General features: G+C 61.4%; 16 protein-coding genes. 1 reads left to right on the top strand and 15 read right to left on the bottom strand.

What is annotated here, in order from left to right; all coding sequences use genetic code 11:
- Positions 1 to 101 precede the first annotated feature (101 nt).
- From G7025_RS14735 to G7025_RS14705, 7 genes are all read right to left on the bottom strand, one after another.
- On the bottom strand, positions 102 to 2183 hold the full coding sequence (locus G7025_RS14735) for a carboxy terminal-processing peptidase (RefSeq protein WP_181079911.1): 2082 nt from the start codon (positions 2181 to 2183) through the stop codon (positions 102 to 104).
- A gap of 324 nt (positions 2184 to 2507) precedes the next feature.
- Complete coding sequence (locus G7025_RS14730) at positions 2508 to 3161, bottom strand: HAD family hydrolase (RefSeq protein WP_181079910.1); 654 nt, start codon at positions 3159 to 3161, stop codon at positions 2508 to 2510.
- 28 nt (positions 3162 to 3189) lie between these two features.
- On the bottom strand, positions 3190 to 4179 hold the full coding sequence (locus G7025_RS14725) for an ABC transporter ATP-binding protein (RefSeq protein ID WP_181079909.1): 990 nt from the start codon (positions 4177 to 4179) through the stop codon (positions 3190 to 3192).
- Complete coding sequence (locus tag G7025_RS14720) at positions 4176 to 4976, bottom strand: ABC transporter permease (protein ID WP_181079908.1); 801 nt, start codon at positions 4974 to 4976, stop codon at positions 4176 to 4178. The genes G7025_RS14725 and G7025_RS14720 overlap by 4 nt, the downstream gene beginning before the upstream one ends.
- Positions 4963 to 5799 (bottom strand): ABC transporter permease, encoded by an 837-nt coding sequence (locus G7025_RS14715; protein ID WP_219855326.1) that lies wholly within the window; start codon positions 5797 to 5799, stop codon positions 4963 to 4965. Before G7025_RS14715 ends, G7025_RS14720 begins: the two co-directional genes overlap by 14 nt.
- Before the next feature lie 5 nt (positions 5800 to 5804).
- Positions 5805 to 6611 (bottom strand): alkaline phosphatase family protein, encoded by an 807-nt coding sequence (locus tag G7025_RS14710; protein WP_181079906.1) that lies wholly within the window; start codon positions 6609 to 6611, stop codon positions 5805 to 5807.
- Positions 6612 to 6775: 164 nt separating this feature from the next.
- Positions 6776 to 7852 carry an ABC transporter substrate-binding protein gene (locus G7025_RS14705; protein WP_181079905.1) on the bottom strand — a complete coding sequence of 359 codons (1077 nt, stop codon included), beginning with the start codon at positions 7850 to 7852 and terminating at the stop codon, positions 6776 to 6778.
- Between the two features lie 349 nt (positions 7853 to 8201).
- On the opposite strand from G7025_RS14705, the gene G7025_RS14700 reads away from it, so the two are divergent.
- On the top strand, positions 8202 to 8915 hold the full coding sequence (locus G7025_RS14700; protein WP_181079904.1) for a UTRA domain-containing protein: 714 nt from the start codon (positions 8202 to 8204) through the stop codon (positions 8913 to 8915).
- A 41-nt stretch (positions 8916 to 8956) separates the two neighbouring features.
- Here G7025_RS14700 and G7025_RS14695 read toward each other — a convergent pair whose 3' ends face one another.
- The 8 genes from G7025_RS14695 to G7025_RS14660 are packed head-to-tail and all read right to left on the bottom strand — an operon-like array spanning position 8957 to position 15062.
- Complete coding sequence (locus G7025_RS14695; protein ID WP_181079903.1) at positions 8957 to 9877, bottom strand: metal ABC transporter solute-binding protein, Zn/Mn family; 921 nt, start codon at positions 9875 to 9877, stop codon at positions 8957 to 8959.
- Entirely contained in the window at positions 9877 to 10776 is a 900-nt protein-coding gene (locus G7025_RS14690; RefSeq protein WP_181079902.1) for a metal ABC transporter permease, read from the bottom strand. Before G7025_RS14690 ends, G7025_RS14695 begins: the two co-directional genes overlap by 1 nt.
- On the bottom strand, positions 10773 to 11519 hold the full coding sequence (locus G7025_RS14685) for a metal ABC transporter ATP-binding protein (RefSeq protein WP_181079901.1): 747 nt from the start codon (positions 11517 to 11519) through the stop codon (positions 10773 to 10775). The genes G7025_RS14690 and G7025_RS14685 overlap by 4 nt, the downstream gene beginning before the upstream one ends.
- Complete coding sequence (locus G7025_RS14680; RefSeq protein ID WP_181079900.1) at positions 11516 to 12436, bottom strand: metal ABC transporter substrate-binding protein; 921 nt, start codon at positions 12434 to 12436, stop codon at positions 11516 to 11518. The genes G7025_RS14685 and G7025_RS14680 overlap by 4 nt, the downstream gene beginning before the upstream one ends.
- A gap of 19 nt (positions 12437 to 12455) precedes the next feature.
- On the bottom strand, positions 12456 to 13016 hold the full coding sequence (locus G7025_RS14675; protein WP_181079899.1) for a DUF6162 family protein: 561 nt from the start codon (positions 13014 to 13016) through the stop codon (positions 12456 to 12458).
- A complete protein-coding gene (locus G7025_RS14670; protein ID WP_181079898.1) occupies positions 13013 to 13333 on the bottom strand; it encodes a hypothetical protein in 321 nt (106 codons plus the stop codon). The genes G7025_RS14675 and G7025_RS14670 overlap by 4 nt, the downstream gene beginning before the upstream one ends.
- Positions 13330 to 13863, bottom strand: coding sequence for a thiamine pyrophosphate-binding protein (locus G7025_RS14665; protein ID WP_181079897.1), 534 nt, complete (start codon positions 13861 to 13863; stop codon positions 13330 to 13332). The genes G7025_RS14670 and G7025_RS14665 overlap by 4 nt, the downstream gene beginning before the upstream one ends.
- Positions 13860 to 15062, bottom strand: coding sequence for a PepSY-associated TM helix domain-containing protein (locus G7025_RS14660; protein WP_181079896.1), 1203 nt, complete (start codon positions 15060 to 15062; stop codon positions 13860 to 13862). The genes G7025_RS14665 and G7025_RS14660 overlap by 4 nt, the downstream gene beginning before the upstream one ends.
- Positions 15063 to 15163 lie beyond the last annotated feature (101 nt).

Below are 15163 nucleotides of genomic sequence, written 5' to 3'. Positions count from 1 at the left end.
AAAAAGGACCCCAGGCCTGAAGCCTGGGGTCCCTCATTTCACGACAGAATGATGTCTATTTGATGACACTCCGGGGAGCGTTCACATTAAATTGCCATCAGTTACTGCTTGGCTACCTGCTTGCTGATCTTCAGGTAGTCCAGCAGGATCCGCCCGGTTTCAGCCAGGTAGGCATCGTCTTCCGGCTTGGTTTTATCCGCCTCGGTCGGCAATGCATCTTCGTCTTCTTTCTTCAACTCTTTGAGCGGATCCTCGCCCTTGGCCTTGCGACGGATGTTTTCCAGGGCCAGTTGCTTGTTTTCGATATCGCTGTGCTGTGCGCGACGGTCCACTTCATTAAGGCTGACGGTTTTTTCTTCCATCAGTTTTTTGGCCAGGGCCAGTTTGTCGCGGATGAAGACGAACTCGGCATCTTTGGCAGAGCGAGCGTCGTGGTCAGCTTTCAACTGTACGAGGAACGGTTTGAACGGGTCTGAGGCCGGCTTGATCGCGGGACGAATGGTGTCCCACGGCATGGCTTCCGGCAGGGCGCTTTCGCCGATTTCCTGGGTGTCGATGACCGACGGGAAATCAATGTCAGGCAATACGCCCTGATGCTGTGTGCTTTGCCCGGACACTCGGTAGAACTTCGCCAGTGTCAGCTTGAGCTCGCCATGGTTGAGCGGCTGGATGGTCTGCACCGTGCCTTTGCCGAAGGTCTGGCCGCCGATAATCAATGCACGGTGATAATCCTGCATGGCACCGGCGAAAATCTCCGACGCCGACGCCGAGAGACGATTGACCAGCAGTGCCATCGGCCCTTTGTAGAATGCGCCTGGATTCTCGTCTTCCAGCACGTCGACACGGCCGTCGGCGTTGCGTACCAACACGGTCGGGCCCTTGTCGATAAACAGGCTGGTCAGTTCGGTGGCTTCCTGCAGCGAGCCGCCGCCGTTATTGCGCAGGTCGATGACCACGCCGTCGACTTTTTCCTTCTGCAGCTCTGTCAGGATTTTCTTAACGTCGCGGGTGGTGCTCTTGTAGTCCGGATCACCGGCACGGAACGCCTTGAAGTCCAGGTAGAACGCTGGGATCTCAATCACCCCCAGTTTGTAGTCCTTGCCATCCTGCTTGAGGTTCAGGACCTTCTTCTGCACCGCCTGGTCTTCGAGTTTCACCGCTTCACGGGTGATGGACACGATCTTGCTGGTCTGGTCGTTGGGCGCGTTGGTGTGCGGGATTACTTCCAGGCGCACCACGCTGCCTTTCGGCCCACGGATCAACTTGACCACTTCGTCCAGGCGCCAGCCGACCACATCGACCATCTCTTTGTCGGCCTGGGCCACGCCGATGATCTTGTCGGCCGGGGCGACCTGCTTGGTCTTGTCCGCCGGACCAGCCGGCACCAGACGCACGATCTTGACCTGGTCATTATCGCTTTGCAGGACGGCACCGATGCCTTCCAGCGACAGACTCATATTGATATCGAAATTTTCCGCATTATCTGGCGACAGATAATTGGTGTGCGGGTCGTAGGACATCGCGAAGGTGTTGATGTACGCCTGGAAGATATCTTCCGCGCGGGTCTGGTCCAGACGCGCCAGCTGATTCTTGTAGCGCTTGGTCAACAGCTCCTGGATGGCCTTGGGTTCCTTGCCGGCGATCTTCAGGCGCAGCACTTCGTCCTTGACGCGTTTGCGCCACAGGTCGTCGAGGGCGGCGGTGCTGGTCAGCCAAGGGGCGTCCTTGCGGTCCACCAGAAGGGTTTCCTTCTGGGTGAAGTCAAGTTTGTCGACGCCTTTGTCCAGTTCAGCCAATGCGAAGTCCAGACGCGCTTTGACGCGGTCCAGGTAGCGCTTGTAGATGGTGAAGCCGGGTTGCAGGTCGCCGCTCTTGAGGAAGTCGTCGAACTGGGTCTTCCACTTGTCGAACTCAGCGATATCGCTGGCCAGGAAGTAGCTGCGCGACGGGTCCAGCAGCTTGAGGTAGCTGTCGTAGATGATCACCGAGCGCGCGTCGTCCAGCGGCGGCTTGCTGTAGTGATGACGCTTGAGCAACTCGACGACGTTAAGGCTGGCAATCACCTCATCGCGATCCGGCTGAAGGTTGTCCCAGCTGTTGGCTGCGAACGTATTGGTCGACATCGACGCAAAGCCGAGACCAATGAAAAGAGCGAGGGCGGTGCTGGGGAACAGATGCTTCATGCTGGTTCGACGCGGGGGCAATTGATAACGCATATTAGGCCGTCTTTGAAGTCGCCGGTTCCGTGTGGGCCGGTCGCATAATGCAAAAAGCCCGGCGCTACTGCTACGGGCTCAGTCCAGAGTCACTATGGAGGCACTGTGAAAGCATTGCAAGGCGTTGAAGGTCATGTGATGTGCTTGGCGCTCGGAGTCCTACACACGATGTAGGCTCGTTTCGCATTCCAATGACGACTTCCGGCCTTGATCGCGCCGATTTATGGCATCCCGCAGGGCTCTATTCACCATCCGCTGACAGCGTGCGCACTGGCGCGGAGTTCACGCGCATCAAACCCAGTGATGAATCGGCCAGTTCGCCTGCTCGGCATGTGCCCGCAACACCGGGTCCGGGTTTACCACCTGCGGATGATCGACCTTCAACAGCAATGGCAAATCATTGCGCGAATCCGAATAGAAGTACGCGCCGTCCAAGGTTTCATTTTCCTGCGCCAACCAGTCCTGCAAACGCGTAATCTTGCCTTCACGGTAGGTGAGTACGCCCACGGTCTTGCCGCTGTAAACGCCATGGCTGACCTCCAGCTCAATCCCCAGTGCCTCATCGATACCGATGCGCGCCGCAATCGGCTTGACCAGATGCGTGCCCGAGGCCGAGATCACCAGAATCCGGTCGCCCTGAGCGCGGTGGCGGGCAATGGTTTTGGTGGCGTCGCTGTAGATCAGCGGTTCGATCACGTCTTCGACCCACGGCTCCACCAAGTGCTCGATTTCTTCCGGCGTGCGGCCGATCATCGGCTCCAGGCTGAAGTCCATAAAGTCTTCCATGGCCAGTTTGCCCTGGCTGTAGGCGTCCATCAGTTCGTTGTTTCTGCGCATGAACGACTCGGGGTCGACCCAGCCCAGACGGCCCATCTGCTCGCTCCATAAGGTGGCGCAGTCGCCGTGGATCAGGGTGTCGTCCAAATCAAAAATTACCAGTGCCATCCGTTACGCTCTCTCAATAAATCGCTGCTCAGGCTACTTCACATAGCGCGCTGGGGTCGATGGAAAGTGCCAGGCGCTGGCCATCGGGGTGCAGATCGTCCGCCGAGCGGTTGAGTACATCCACCACCAGTTCCACGCCCCGGGCCTCGATACGGTAGCGGATCACGTTGCCCAGCAGGCTGTGGCTGCGCACCTGCGCGTCGAGTTCGCCGTTGCGGCTCAGTTCGATGGCTTCCGGGCGGATCGCAATGCGCCCGCTGATCGGGCGTTGCAGCAAGCGGCTGGCCTTGTCGGCGTCCAGCAGGTTGTAGTTACCGATAAAACCGGCGGCGAAAACATCCACCGGCGCTGTATAGAGCGTCTCCGCATCGCCGCTCTGTACGATCTTGCCCTGGTTCATCAGGAAGATGCGGTCGGACATGGTCAGCGCTTCTTCCTGGTCATGGGTCACGAAAATCGTGGTGAGCCCCAATTCGCGCTGGATTTCGCGGATCTGTTCGCGCAGATGCTTGCGAATCCGCGCGTCGAGCGCCGACAGCGGTTCGTCAAGCAGCAGCAGGCGCGGCCGGGTGACCAGGGAGCGGGCCAGAGCCACGCGCTGGCACTGGCCGCCGGACATCTGGTGCGGGTAACGGCCGGCCAGCTCAGTGAGTTCGACCAGTTGCAGCACTTCCTGCACGCGCCTGCGGCTGTCATCGGCGTTGACCTTTTGCATGCGCAGGCCGAAGGCGACGTTCTGTTCCACGGTCATGTTGGGGAACAGCGCGTAACTCTGGAACACCATGCCGATGTTGCGTCTTTGTGGGCTCAGCGGAACGATGTCCTGGCCGTCCAGCAGGATCTTGCCGCTGTCTACCGCGGTCAGCCCGGCGATGCAGCGCAGCAGCGTTGATTTGCCGCAACCGGACGGTCCGAGCAGGGTGACGAATTCGCCCTGGGCGATGTCGCAGTTGATATCGCTGAACACCGGTGTGCCGGCGTAGCTTTTCTGCAAGTGTTGCACGCTGACGAAGCTCATTGGCTTTTGTCCTTGTTCAAGAAGGTGGCGGCCCAGGTCAGTACCAGCACAAAGAAGAAGTAGGAAATGACCACGGCGCTGGTGAAATGGCCGCTGCTGTTGCGCATGTTGTTGAGGTACACCTGCAGGGTTTCGTAGCGGGTGCCCACCAGGATGTTGGCGAACACGAACTCGCCGAACAGGAACGAGAACGACAGCAGCAGCGCTACCATCAGGCCTTTGCGCAGGTTGGGCAGCACGACCAGGATCGCGGCCTGCCAGGTGCTGGCACCGAGCAGTTGGGCGGCGTCCATCAGGTCACGCAGGTTGATGGCCTGCAGGTTGTTGGTAATGGCCCGGTACATGAATGGCAGCGCCACGGTGAAGTAGCAGCCGATCAGGATCCACGGCGTGCCCACCATCGCCATCGGCCCGGAGCCGTAGAGCTGCAGCAAGCCGACCGACGACACCACAGGCGGCACCGCAAAGGGCAGCAGGATCAGGATATTCATCAGCGCGTCGAGCTTGGGGAAGTGGTAATGCACCACAAACAGCAGCGGCAGGATCAGCACCACCGACAGGATCAACGCGCCCACACACACCAGCAGCGACTGACCGAAGGCCATCAGGAAGCGCGGGTCGCTCCACAGCTGCACATACCATTTCACGGTAAAACCGGCCGGCAGAATGGTCGCCGACCAACTGCTCGCAATCGAATAGATAAACGTGCCGACCAACGGCAGTACCAGAATGGCAAATAGCAGGTACACCACCACGCGATGGTAGAGCGAGGCCGGGCCGGCTTCAGCGCGAGACATGGTAGCTCCTCTTGAGCAGCAATTGATGGGCCACGGTGATCACGGTCATCAGCGCCACCAGTACCACAGCGAGTGCGCTGGCCATGTTCGGGTCCAGGGAGATATCCCCTGACACCATCGCCGCGATACGGATCGGCAAGACATTGAAATTGCCGGTGGTCAGCGCGTACACCGTGGCATAGGCGCCCAGGGCATTGGCCAGCAGGATCACGAACGTGCCGAGCAGCGCCGGTGTCAGTACCGGCAGGCCGATGTGCCGCCAGAATTGCCAGCTGCTGGCGCCCAGCAGCGACGCCGACTCGCGCCAGTCTTCGCGCAGGGCGTCGAAGGCGGGGTAGAGCAGCAGCACGCCGAGGGGAATCTGGAAATAGGTGTAGAGGATGATCAACCCGGTTTTCGAGTAAAGGTTGAAGTCTTCGATGATGCCTGCCTGCTTGAGCATGATCGTGATACTGCCGTTGAACCCCAGCAGGATGATGAAGGCGAAGGCCAGGGGTACGCCGGCGAAGTTGCTGGTCATGTTGGCGAAGGCGGTGACGAAGTTGCGCAGGGGCGAATCCACCCGGCGCAGCGAGTAGCTGCCCAGCACGGAAATGATGATCCCGAACACGCTGGAGTAAAAGCTGATTTCCAGGCTGTATTGGATGGCCTGCAGGTAGAACTTGGAGCTGAAGATCCGCGTGAAGTTGTCCACGCCCCAGCCGGAGTCTTCGGTCTGCAGGCTGTTGATCAGCACCCACACCAGCGGTGCGATTTCGAACACGATAAAGAACAGCGTGAAAGGCACCAGGCATAGCAGCGCCAGCCATTTGCCGCGAGTCATGGCATTCACTTCAATAGCTCCCGGCACACAGGTTTGTCGTGGGGCACGCCCAACAGTTCGCAGACGGTACCGCACAGGTCGGTTTGTTTCGGTGCGGCCTTGGCATCCAGGCTGAAGGCATCGCCGAGGACAAACAGCGGCACTTCGCGCTCCTCCGGCAACAGGCCGTTGTGGGAGCGGTCGTTGTTCATGCCGTGGTCGGCGGTCACCAGCACTTGGTAGCCGGCGTCGAGCCAGCCTTGCAGGTAGTCGGCCAGGATGATGTCGGCCGAGCGTGCGCTGTTGCGGTATTGCGCGGTGTCGAGGCCGTGCTTGTGACCGGCATCGTCGATGTTCATCGGGTGCACCACCAGGAAGTCCGGCGCGTGCTTGAGGCGCAGGCTTTCGGCGTCGGCAAACAGGTGGGAGTCCGGGTAGTGGTCATTCCAGTAGAAATGCCCGTGCTGGATCGCCAGCGTCTTGTCGTCGGTATGACGATCGCGGGCGGCGAGAAAGGGTGTGCGGTTGTATAGCTCGCTGACCCAATGGTAAGCCGCTGCCGCCGTGGTAAGACCGGCGTCGCGGGCGTAGTGGAAAATGCTGCGCTGGTTGGACAGGCGCGAGACGTTGTTGTGCACGATGCCGCTCTGGATCGGTGGCACGCCGGTGAGGATGCATTCATACAGCGGGCGGGACAGTGAGGGCAGTTCACATTCCAGTGTGTAGAGGGCTGCGCTTCCTGCGCCGACATAGGCCTGCAAATGCCCCATGGCGTGCCTTGCAACCTCGAAGTTAAGGCCGTCGAGCACGACAAGGATGACGGGGTGCTTCATGGGGGCTGGCGCTCCGCAACAGGTTATTTCCGGTAAAAACGCGGTTCAGGTGTGGGAGCGGGCTTGCTGGCGAAAGCGGCGTATCAGAACAAGTGTATTGGCTGACATACCGCATTCGCGAGCAAGCCCGCTTCCACATTGGATCTCCAATGCGGAATAAACCCTTATTTCATCTCTACGATGACCTGCTCATTCCACAGCTGAGGCAGTTTCTTGGAGGTTTTTTCCCAGGCATCGGCATCCTTGATCGGCTGTGGATTGGCCTTGGTGTACTGCTCGCCCGGGATCAGGTTCTTGGCGATATCGGCCGGCAGTTTCAGGTCGGTTTCGGCACGGATGGGGCGCGCATTGCCACGGGCCAGGTTGAGTTGGCCGGCATCGCTGAAGATGTATTCGCGGGTCAGCTTGGCCGCGTTCGGGTGCTTGGCGTATTTGTTGATGATGGTGGTGTAGCCGGATTTCACCGAGCCGTCCGATGGGATCAGCACCACGTAGTCATCCGGGTTGCCCATCTTGGCTTTGTAGCTCAGGCCGTTGAAGTCCCAGACGATGCCCACTTCGACTTCGCCTTTTTCCATGGTGGCGATGGTCGGGTTGGACAGCGAGAGGCGACCTTGCTGGGCAATTTTGGTAAAAAACTGCAGCCCGGGGGCAATGTTCTTCTCGTCGCCTTTATGGGCGATGGCCGCTGCCAGTACGCCGTTGGCCGCCTGTGCCGCCGTGCTGACGTCGCCCACGGAGACCTTGTACTTGCCGGTTTGCAGGTCGGCCCAGCTGTGGGGCACTTCAGATCCATGCAGCAACTTCTTGTTGACGATAAACGCAATCGTCCCGGTGTATGCCAGGGCCCAGTGGCCGTCTTTGTCTTTTGCCCAATCCGGCACCTGGGCCCAGGTGGACGGTTTGTAAGGCTGGGTCACTTCCTGTTTCACCGCAATCGGGCCGAAGGCTGCGCCGACGTCGCCGATATCGGCGCTGGCGTTGTCTTTTTCGGCCTTGAACTTGGCGATTTCCTGCGCCGAACTCATGTCGGTGTCGATGTGCTTGAGGCCATAGGTCTTGGCCAGATCGTCCCAGGTGCCTTTCCAGTTGGCCCAGTCATCGGGCATGCCGACGCTGTTGACGGCGCCTTCGGCCTTCGCGGCGGCTTCCAGCGTTTTTAGATCGGTATCGGCAGCCATGGCGGCGGTGCACATGGCAATGGTCGAGCCTAACAGTGATGCCAGGAAAAGCTGTTTCATCCGAAGCTCCTATGGGCGTTAACAACGCTGCGTTTTTATGAACGATTGCGGTGGTGTGGTCTAGGTCAGCAATACCTGAGCCAATCTAGGCCCGATGGATGACAGTTTCATGTCGATGTCGTTTTCGACGCGTCGATGTCGCTCCGCGCAGACTCAGCGTAGACCACGCCAAAGGGCCCGCATTGGCGGGACTTGGCCGATGTATTGCAGGGTGTGGTAGGCCGCATCCAGGGGGCTGTCATCTCTCGGTCATTTGTCCTGCCTACGCTTGCACGCAATAGCAAGGGCCCGTTTACCCAGCGCTTTGTGCACCTGAACGGTGCTGGTCTAGTCCAGAAAGGTAACGTTGATGCGTGATGAAGCAATCAAGGCGGTGACCTCCATCGGCCTGGCGCTGCAGGAGCAGATCGACCACGGTCTGTTGCCGCCCGGTCGCAAGTTGCCTGCCGAACGTAAGCTCAGCGAGTTGTTTGGTACCACTCGCATTACCGTGCGGGAAGCCTTGTTACAACTGGAGGCGCAAGGGCAGATCTATCGCGAAGAGCGCCGCGGCTGGTTTGTGTCGCCGCCGCGCCTGGCCTACAACCTGATGCAACGCAGCCACTTTCACGCGATGGTCAGCGACCAGGGCCGGGTGGCGTCCACCGAAGTGCTCAGCGCGCGCTTGCAACCGGCCTCGGCGGCGGTATGCGCCTGGTTGCAGTTACCGGCGTTGTCCAGCGTGATCCAGATCTGCCGGGGGCGGCGCATTGATGGGCGGTTGGTGCTGTATGTGGAGCACTACCTGAACCCGCAGTATTTTCCGGGGATTCTGGCGTGTGATTTGACCCAGTCGATGACCGAGCTGTACGCGCGCAAGTACGACGTGCATTACGGACGGGTGCGTTTCGAGATCGTCCCGACCTCATTGCCGGTGGAGGCTGCCGCCGCGTTGCGCGTCTCGGTGGGCAGCCCCGGCCTGCGCATTGCCCGGGTCAACTATGACCAGCACCAGCGCCTGATCGATTGCGATCTGGAATTCTGGCGGCATGACGCGATTCATGTGGGAGTAGATGTCGTCTGAGTGACAGGGGCCAATTCGGGTCTCAGTAAGGCCGTTGGCATTCAGCCACTTGGCGTCAGGCTTTTGATCACCTGATCCACGTTGCTTTCCAGCTCCGCCACCGGGTCTGCGCCGTCGACGTTGAGTACCAGAAGCCGTGCACCACCTGCCGCCACCGCGGCTTTTACCGCCTCACTTGGGTGACGATGATGCAGCACCACGGCGACGTCATTGTCCTTCAGCTCGGCGGTGAGTTTGCCCAGTGCATCGGGCGTCCACTCGGCATCGGGGCGGGCGTCGGTGCTGAGCGCTTCGAGGTTCAGGCTGCTGATCAGATACGCGAAATGATCACTCAAGCTCACCACGCTCAGGTTATCGGCCTTGGCTAGGCGTGCCTCGCTGTCGGCACTGAGTTTGAGCAGGCGTTGTTTGAGGGCTGCGAGGTTGCCGTCGATCCTGGTTTTGGCATCCGGTGCCAGGCGGCTCAAGTCGGCGGCCATGACATCGGCCATGCGGCCCAGGTTGTTGCTCGATTGCCAGGGCTGGCTATTCAAACCGTCGATCGCGCCGGGTTGCACGGCGATCCCCGGCAAACCGCCGTCGACCGGGCGCGCGGCGTCCACTTCGACGATGCGGATATTACTGCGGCGCGCCACCGGATAGAGCGGGTCATCCGGCCACAGCGAGCGCAGGCCGATGGCTGCGTCGGCGCCCTGGGCCAAGGCGCTGAGCGCCGGCGCGCCACGCCCCGTGAAATACGCCACCTGCCGCGAGCCGGGCAGGTTGGCCGGCGCGGCGCGTTCCAGTTGCACGTCGGTGCCTTTGAGCAACACGTCCGCCAAGCCATAGGTGATGGGCAGCGAGGCCAGCACTTTCACGGGTTTGGCGGCATGCACCGCAGGTTTTACCGATTCGACCGCCATCAGCGGTGCGGCGATCAGGCAGGCAAAGGCCAGGGTCAGCGGGCGTAGAGCGAAGCGCATTATCCAAGATTCCCTTTCAGACTGGGGACGACGCCACGCGCAATGGCGGCGCAGGCGAAGGCGATACCGGCGACGAGGATGATCGCGGCACCGGAGGGGATGGGCAGGTCGAATAGGATCGGCAGCAGAATCCCGCAGAGGGTGCTGACCGTGGCGATCACCACCGAGACCCAGAAGAACCCTTTGAGCGACTGGCTCAGCAGGCGCGCCGCCGCCGCCGGAATCACCAGCAGCGCCCCCACGAGGATCGCGCCGATGACCTTGACCGCGGCCACTGTGATCAATGTCACCAGGATCACGAACAGATAATCCAGGGTCTTTACCGCTACGCCGCGCACCGCCGCCAGCTGCGGGTTGAAACTGGCGAGCATGATGCGGTTGTACAGCGGCAGCGCCAGGGCCATCACCAGCGTGCCGACAATCGCCAGCACCAGCAGGTCGTTGCCGTTGACCGTCAGCACCGAGCCGAACAGTACGTTTTCCAGAATGTGCACGTTGATCTTGCCCGCCAGGATCAACAACAGGCTCGCGCCCAGCGCCAGGGACACCGAGAGAAACACGCCGATCAAGGTGTCGGGTGCCAGCCCGGTGCGGTTGCGCAGGTAGTTGAGCAGGATGCCGAACAGCAGGCAGTAGCCGAACAGGCTGCCGTACGGTCCGGTATAGGGCTCGCCGAGCAGGATGCCCACCGCTACGCCGGTCAGCGCGGCGTGGCCGACCGCTTCAGAAAAAAACGCAAAGCGCTTGACCACCACCAGCGTACCCAGCCCACCCAGTACCGGACCGATCAACAGACCCGCGAGCAGCGCATTGACCACAAACCCGTAGGCCAAGGCTTCCGGCAGGTACCCGGAAGAGGCCCAGCCCTGGACCATCAGGCGAAAGGCTTCATAACTCATGGTGCCGTGCTCCGAGGATGAGTAGAAAACAGGGTCAGCAGGCGGTCCGGAGTCAGGGCTTCCTTGGGCGTGGCATCGAACAGTACGCGGCGGTTAAGGCCGGTCACTCGATCGGCCAGGCGGCCGACCGCTTCCAGATCGTGTTCGATCCACAGTACGGTAATGCCGGCCAGGCGCCAGTCATTGAGAAGGCGCTCGAACACCTGGATGCCGGCTTCATCAAGGGCCGACATCGGTTCATCCAGCACCAGCAGGTGCGGGGCCGGAATCAGGCCTTGGGCCAGCAGCACGCGCTGGCGCTCGCCGCCGGACAGCGCGCCCATGCGGCGCTTGCGCTTGTCCTGCATGCCGACCCGCTCCAGCGCTTCGCCGATGGCGGCCGCGTAGTGCCGGGACAGGCCCAGAAACGCCGGGCGCCGCTGACACATCGCAGCCATGAAATCATCCACGGTCATCGGCAAGCCTCGGTCGAACTCTAACGCCTGCGGTACATAGCCGACGGCGCCGGGCGAAGCCGGCCACGCCAGGCTCAAGCGCCCCTGATGTGGGGTCTGCCCCAGGAGGGTCTTGATCAGCGAGCTTTTACCGCCGCCGTTGGGGCCGACCAGGGCGTGGATGCTGCCCGGCTGTACCTGGAAACTCACGTCGGCCAGGATTGCGGTGCGGCCCAGGGTCAGCGACACCTTGTCGAAGTCCAGGGTCGGCCCGATGCTGGCGACTTTCAGCTGTTCTGCGGCGGTCATGCGCCCGACTCCTGGATGGCCCGGACGACAGTGTTGAGGTTGCCGGTCATTTCCACTTCGTACTTCTCAGCGCTGTATTCGCCGTAGGAAATATGCGACAGCGGGTACAGCTTGACCCCTGATTCGCGCTGGATGGTATCGACATAAGTGGACGGGAAATCCATCTCCGAAAAAATCACCTTCACATCCAGGGCGCGCAGTTCATCGATGGTTTTCTTCAACTGGCTGGGGCTGGGTTCGATGCCGTGGGCCGGCTCGACCACTGCGGTGACCTCCAGGCCGAATTCACGCAGCAGGTAGTCGTAGGCCGCGTGCACGGTGGCGACGCGCAGGTCGGGGTTGGGCGCGCGGGTGAGCTTGGCCAGGGCGTCGGCGCGCATCTGGCGCAGGCGCTTGCCGTAGGCGCGGGCGTTCTGGGTGTAGGTCCTGGCGTTGTCGGGGTCGAGCTTGCCCAGCTCGCGGGCAATGTTGTTGACCTGGGCAATCGACGCGCTGATCGACAGGAACGTATGCGGGTTGACCACTTTGCCCGCACCGCGCGCGGCATTGCCGGTGGCGGCCAGCAGCGGCACGTTGGCGTTGGCCTCGATCACCGGGATGTCCGGGCGTTCGCTGGTGGCGATCATGCGGTCGGCGAAATCGTCATGGCCGACGCCATTGAGCACGATCACATCAAGGGTGCCGATGCGCTTGATGTCTTCGGCGCGGGGCTCGTAGGCGTGCGGGTTGAAGCCGGCCGGAATCAGCGGCACCACTTCGGCCTTGTCGCCGACAATATTGGCTACGTAGCTGTAATAAGGATGCAGCGTGATGCCGATGCGCAGACGCTTTGCCCCATCGGCGTGGGCGAAGGGGGCGAGTACCAGGCTGAGTAGTCCAACCAGCAACGAACGCAACAGGGGAGGTGAAATAGGCATGGGCAATCGGTCTTCTCGTTCAGTGGCGGTGCTGGCGGGTCACGCCGGCATCGAATTGCGCGACCACCTGCTGCCAGCCGGCTGCGATCAGCGCCTGGTCAGTGAGGTCGGAAGGGGCGCCAAGGTCTTGGGTGCGGTTGAGCCAGATATCCGGCTCGCTGCCTTGCACGCGCATCAGCAATGAGCCGCTCACGCTTGGCACTTGGCTCAACCCCAGGTAAGCGGCTGGTGCCAGCAACTGCCAGCGGTGATCGCCGCGGCTGACCGAGCTGGCATCCTGAGCGAACGGCGCGAAGCCTTCCTCGGCCAGTTGCTCGGGCGTCGGCAGGGCGCTCTGCTCCTGTTGCAGCAGGTGGATTTCATCCAGGGTCACGCGCAGGTCGGCGTAGATGCCTTGCTCGGCGGCGCTCAGGTCGCGTCGCGCGTCCAATTGATGGCTGGGCAGGGCCGCAACCTGCTGGGGTTCGCCGTGCAGTGCCACCACCGTCCCGGCGACCGCCAGGATGATCAGGCACAACAGCAGCACATACAGAGTTTCGTGTCCGGCACCGGCGGGGCGTACAACCTGTGTCGTACTCATTGGGGCTGGATATCCGCTTGGTCGATTTCCACCACATGGCCGGGGCCGGCATCGAACAACACGTAGAACTCGGCCGAAGGCTTCTTGAAGGTCAGGGTCGAATCGGCGCCGAGCTTGCCGGGCATCAGGACGGTCTCGTCGTAGCCGATCACGTCCAGGGTCACGCCGGGAGCGCCGCTGCCATCGGAGAAACCGCCTTTGCACTGAATTTGCTCGCCGGGTATTTCCTTGCATTCGCACATCGGGTTATGGGCCAGCGCGGTAGCACTGAAGCCCACACATAGCAGCGCGGTAAAGGCGCGCAGGATTGAGGTCATGGTTTGACTCCTTGCTTGTTCAGCCAGGCAATGGTGGCGGGCGAGGCCTGGCTGAGCGGGATGGAACCCTGGTGCATCGTGCCGTCCCAGCCTTCCATGGTGATCCACAGTTCGGCGTCGGGCGGCGTGCGCGCAGGCACCGGCAGGCCGGCACCCATGCGATAGGGGGTACCAAAGAAGATCACCCCGGCGGCGCGCAGGCTGCGGGGTTTGCCGATGCGCAGGTAAGTGGCCTTGACCTGGTCGGCACAGGCGGCGCACAGGGCGGCGTTGAAGAATTTCATCGGCCCGGCGGGATCGGGGCTCGGGCCCTCGTTGCGGAATTCGGCGAGGGTCAGGCTCCAGGGGCCGACCTGCACGTCGCCGGCCACCCGTTCGCCGATGCCGGTGTCTCCACGAAACAGTGCGGCGTCGGCGAAATACCTGGGCATGAAGCCCAGAGGCACCAGGACCAGCAGGAGGTTGAGGTGAAAACGCCATTTCAGCCAGAAAGTCCGCAGCGGCGACGGTGCGGCAGCGACTTTGCTCATGGATTGGCCTCCTGGGTTTCAGCCTGCATAACGGGAATCGATGCAGCCTGACGCTGTACTTTGTGGCTGCGCTTGAGGGCATTGGCGGTGGCCAGGGCGGTGCGTTTGGTCCAGATCAGCAGGCCGCTCAGCACCATCATGCTCAGTACGAGGCCGAAAAACGCCCAGATCAACTTGATCCATAGGCCACCGAAGTCACCGGTGTGCAGCGGGCGCATGGATTCGGTGACGAACTCCAGGGGCGTGCGGTCGGAGAGCAGGTGCGAGACCGCGATATCTCCGTCATAGGGGTTCAGTTGCGCGGTCTGGAACATCAGCGGGTACCAGCCCCGGCCACCGATCTGCAGGTGGCTGTAGGCGTTGAGCGGCAGGAACACGAAGCTGGCCTCCAGCCCCGGAATGCGCTGGGTGGCGATCTTGATGGCGTCGTCCAGGGGGATCGTCGGTGCCGGAACGCCGGCGGCCGAGGTCGGCACTTTATCGCGGGCAATCACCGGCACGATGGGCTCGCTGGAGATGGAGATCTGGTTGTCCCCCAGGAAAGCCTGAATCAGGAACCAGGTGCCGGTGATGGAGATGACCGCGATGAACCAGATCGACCAGATACCGCTCAGCCTGTGGAAGTCGCCCCAGAAGATTCGCGCCCCATGGCGAATACGCAGGGTAGGGCGTAGGAAGCCTTTCCAGAAGCGCTTGTACACCACCAGGCCGGTGACCAGCGATGCCAGCAGCGGCAAGCCGAGGAATGAAACCAGATACCAGCCCCAGCTGTAGCCATTGGTAAACGGCACCAGCCACCAACCGTGCAACGCACGGGTAAATTGCTGGAAATCGAATGCCGGGCTGATGCCCTGGATTGCGCCGGTATAAGGGTTGGCATAGGCCTCTACCGAGCGACCGTCGGGGTAGCTGAGGCCGACGCTCAAGGCGAAGTGCGACTCATCGGGGCGGATGATGGAGCGCACGATCACTTGGGGATCGTCGCGCTTGATGGCGGCAATTACCTGGTCGAAGCCCAGCGGTTCAGCGTCATCGGACGGTTTGCTGGCGCGGATCTCGGGGTTGGCCAGCCAGACGATTTCCTGGCTGACCACCGCCAGGGTGCCGGTGACGCAGACGATCAGTACGAAGAACCAGATGGGCAAGGCCAGCCAGCTGTGTACGAGAAACCAGAGTTTGGAGCGTGACTTCTTCGACATGTGAATGAGGGTCTTGATCGGAAGGGCGATGGGCGCCCGGAAAAGGCCGGTCGTAGCTTTTGCTGACGCGACAGGCTGTATCTAAATTAAGACGGATGAGA

Source organism: Pseudomonas lurida, from assembly GCF_013522705.1.
Taxonomy (GTDB): Bacteria; Pseudomonadota; Gammaproteobacteria; order Pseudomonadales; family Pseudomonadaceae; genus Aquipseudomonas; species Aquipseudomonas quebecensis.
Note: the sequence above shows the minus strand (reverse complement) of the source record. Positions and strands in the feature narration are given on the sequence as shown.

Excerpts from the sequence above, each read along its gene's own strand:
- G7025_RS14735 (WP_181079911.1), bottom strand. The coding sequence starts at position 2,183 with ATGAAGCATCTGTTCCCCAGCACCGCCCTCGCTCTTTTCATTGGTCTC.
- G7025_RS14730 (WP_181079910.1), bottom strand. The coding sequence starts at position 3,161 with ATGGCACTGGTAATTTTTGATTTGGACGACACCCTGATCCACGGCGAC.
- G7025_RS14725 (WP_181079909.1), bottom strand. The coding sequence starts at position 4,179 with ATGAGCTTCGTCAGCGTGCAACACTTGCAGAAAAGCTACGCCGGCACA.
- G7025_RS14720 (WP_181079908.1), bottom strand. The coding sequence starts at position 4,976 with ATGTCTCGCGCTGAAGCCGGCCCGGCCTCGCTCTACCATCGCGTGGTG.
- G7025_RS14715 (WP_219855326.1), bottom strand. The coding sequence starts at position 5,799 with ATGACTCGCGGCAAATGGCTGGCGCTGCTATGCCTGGTGCCTTTCACG.
- G7025_RS14710 (WP_181079906.1), bottom strand. The coding sequence starts at position 6,611 with ATGAAGCACCCCGTCATCCTTGTCGTGCTCGACGGCCTTAACTTCGAG.
- G7025_RS14705 (WP_181079905.1), bottom strand. The coding sequence starts at position 7,852 with ATGAAACAGCTTTTCCTGGCATCACTGTTAGGCTCGACCATTGCCATG.
- G7025_RS14700 (WP_181079904.1), top strand. The coding sequence starts at position 8,202 with ATGCGTGATGAAGCAATCAAGGCGGTGACCTCCATCGGCCTGGCGCTG.
- G7025_RS14695 (WP_181079903.1), bottom strand. The coding sequence starts at position 9,877 with ATGCGCTTCGCTCTACGCCCGCTGACCCTGGCCTTTGCCTGCCTGATC.
- G7025_RS14690 (WP_181079902.1), bottom strand. The coding sequence starts at position 10,776 with ATGAGTTATGAAGCCTTTCGCCTGATGGTCCAGGGCTGGGCCTCTTCC.
- G7025_RS14685 (WP_181079901.1), bottom strand. The coding sequence starts at position 11,519 with ATGACCGCCGCAGAACAGCTGAAAGTCGCCAGCATCGGGCCGACCCTG.
- G7025_RS14680 (WP_181079900.1), bottom strand. The coding sequence starts at position 12,436 with ATGCCTATTTCACCTCCCCTGTTGCGTTCGTTGCTGGTTGGACTACTC.
- G7025_RS14675 (WP_181079899.1), bottom strand. The coding sequence starts at position 13,016 with ATGAGTACGACACAGGTTGTACGCCCCGCCGGTGCCGGACACGAAACT.
- G7025_RS14670 (WP_181079898.1), bottom strand. The coding sequence starts at position 13,333 with ATGACCTCAATCCTGCGCGCCTTTACCGCGCTGCTATGTGTGGGCTTC.
- G7025_RS14665 (WP_181079897.1), bottom strand. The coding sequence starts at position 13,863 with ATGAGCAAAGTCGCTGCCGCACCGTCGCCGCTGCGGACTTTCTGGCTG.
- G7025_RS14660 (WP_181079896.1), bottom strand. The coding sequence starts at position 15,062 with ATGTCGAAGAAGTCACGCTCCAAACTCTGGTTTCTCGTACACAGCTGG.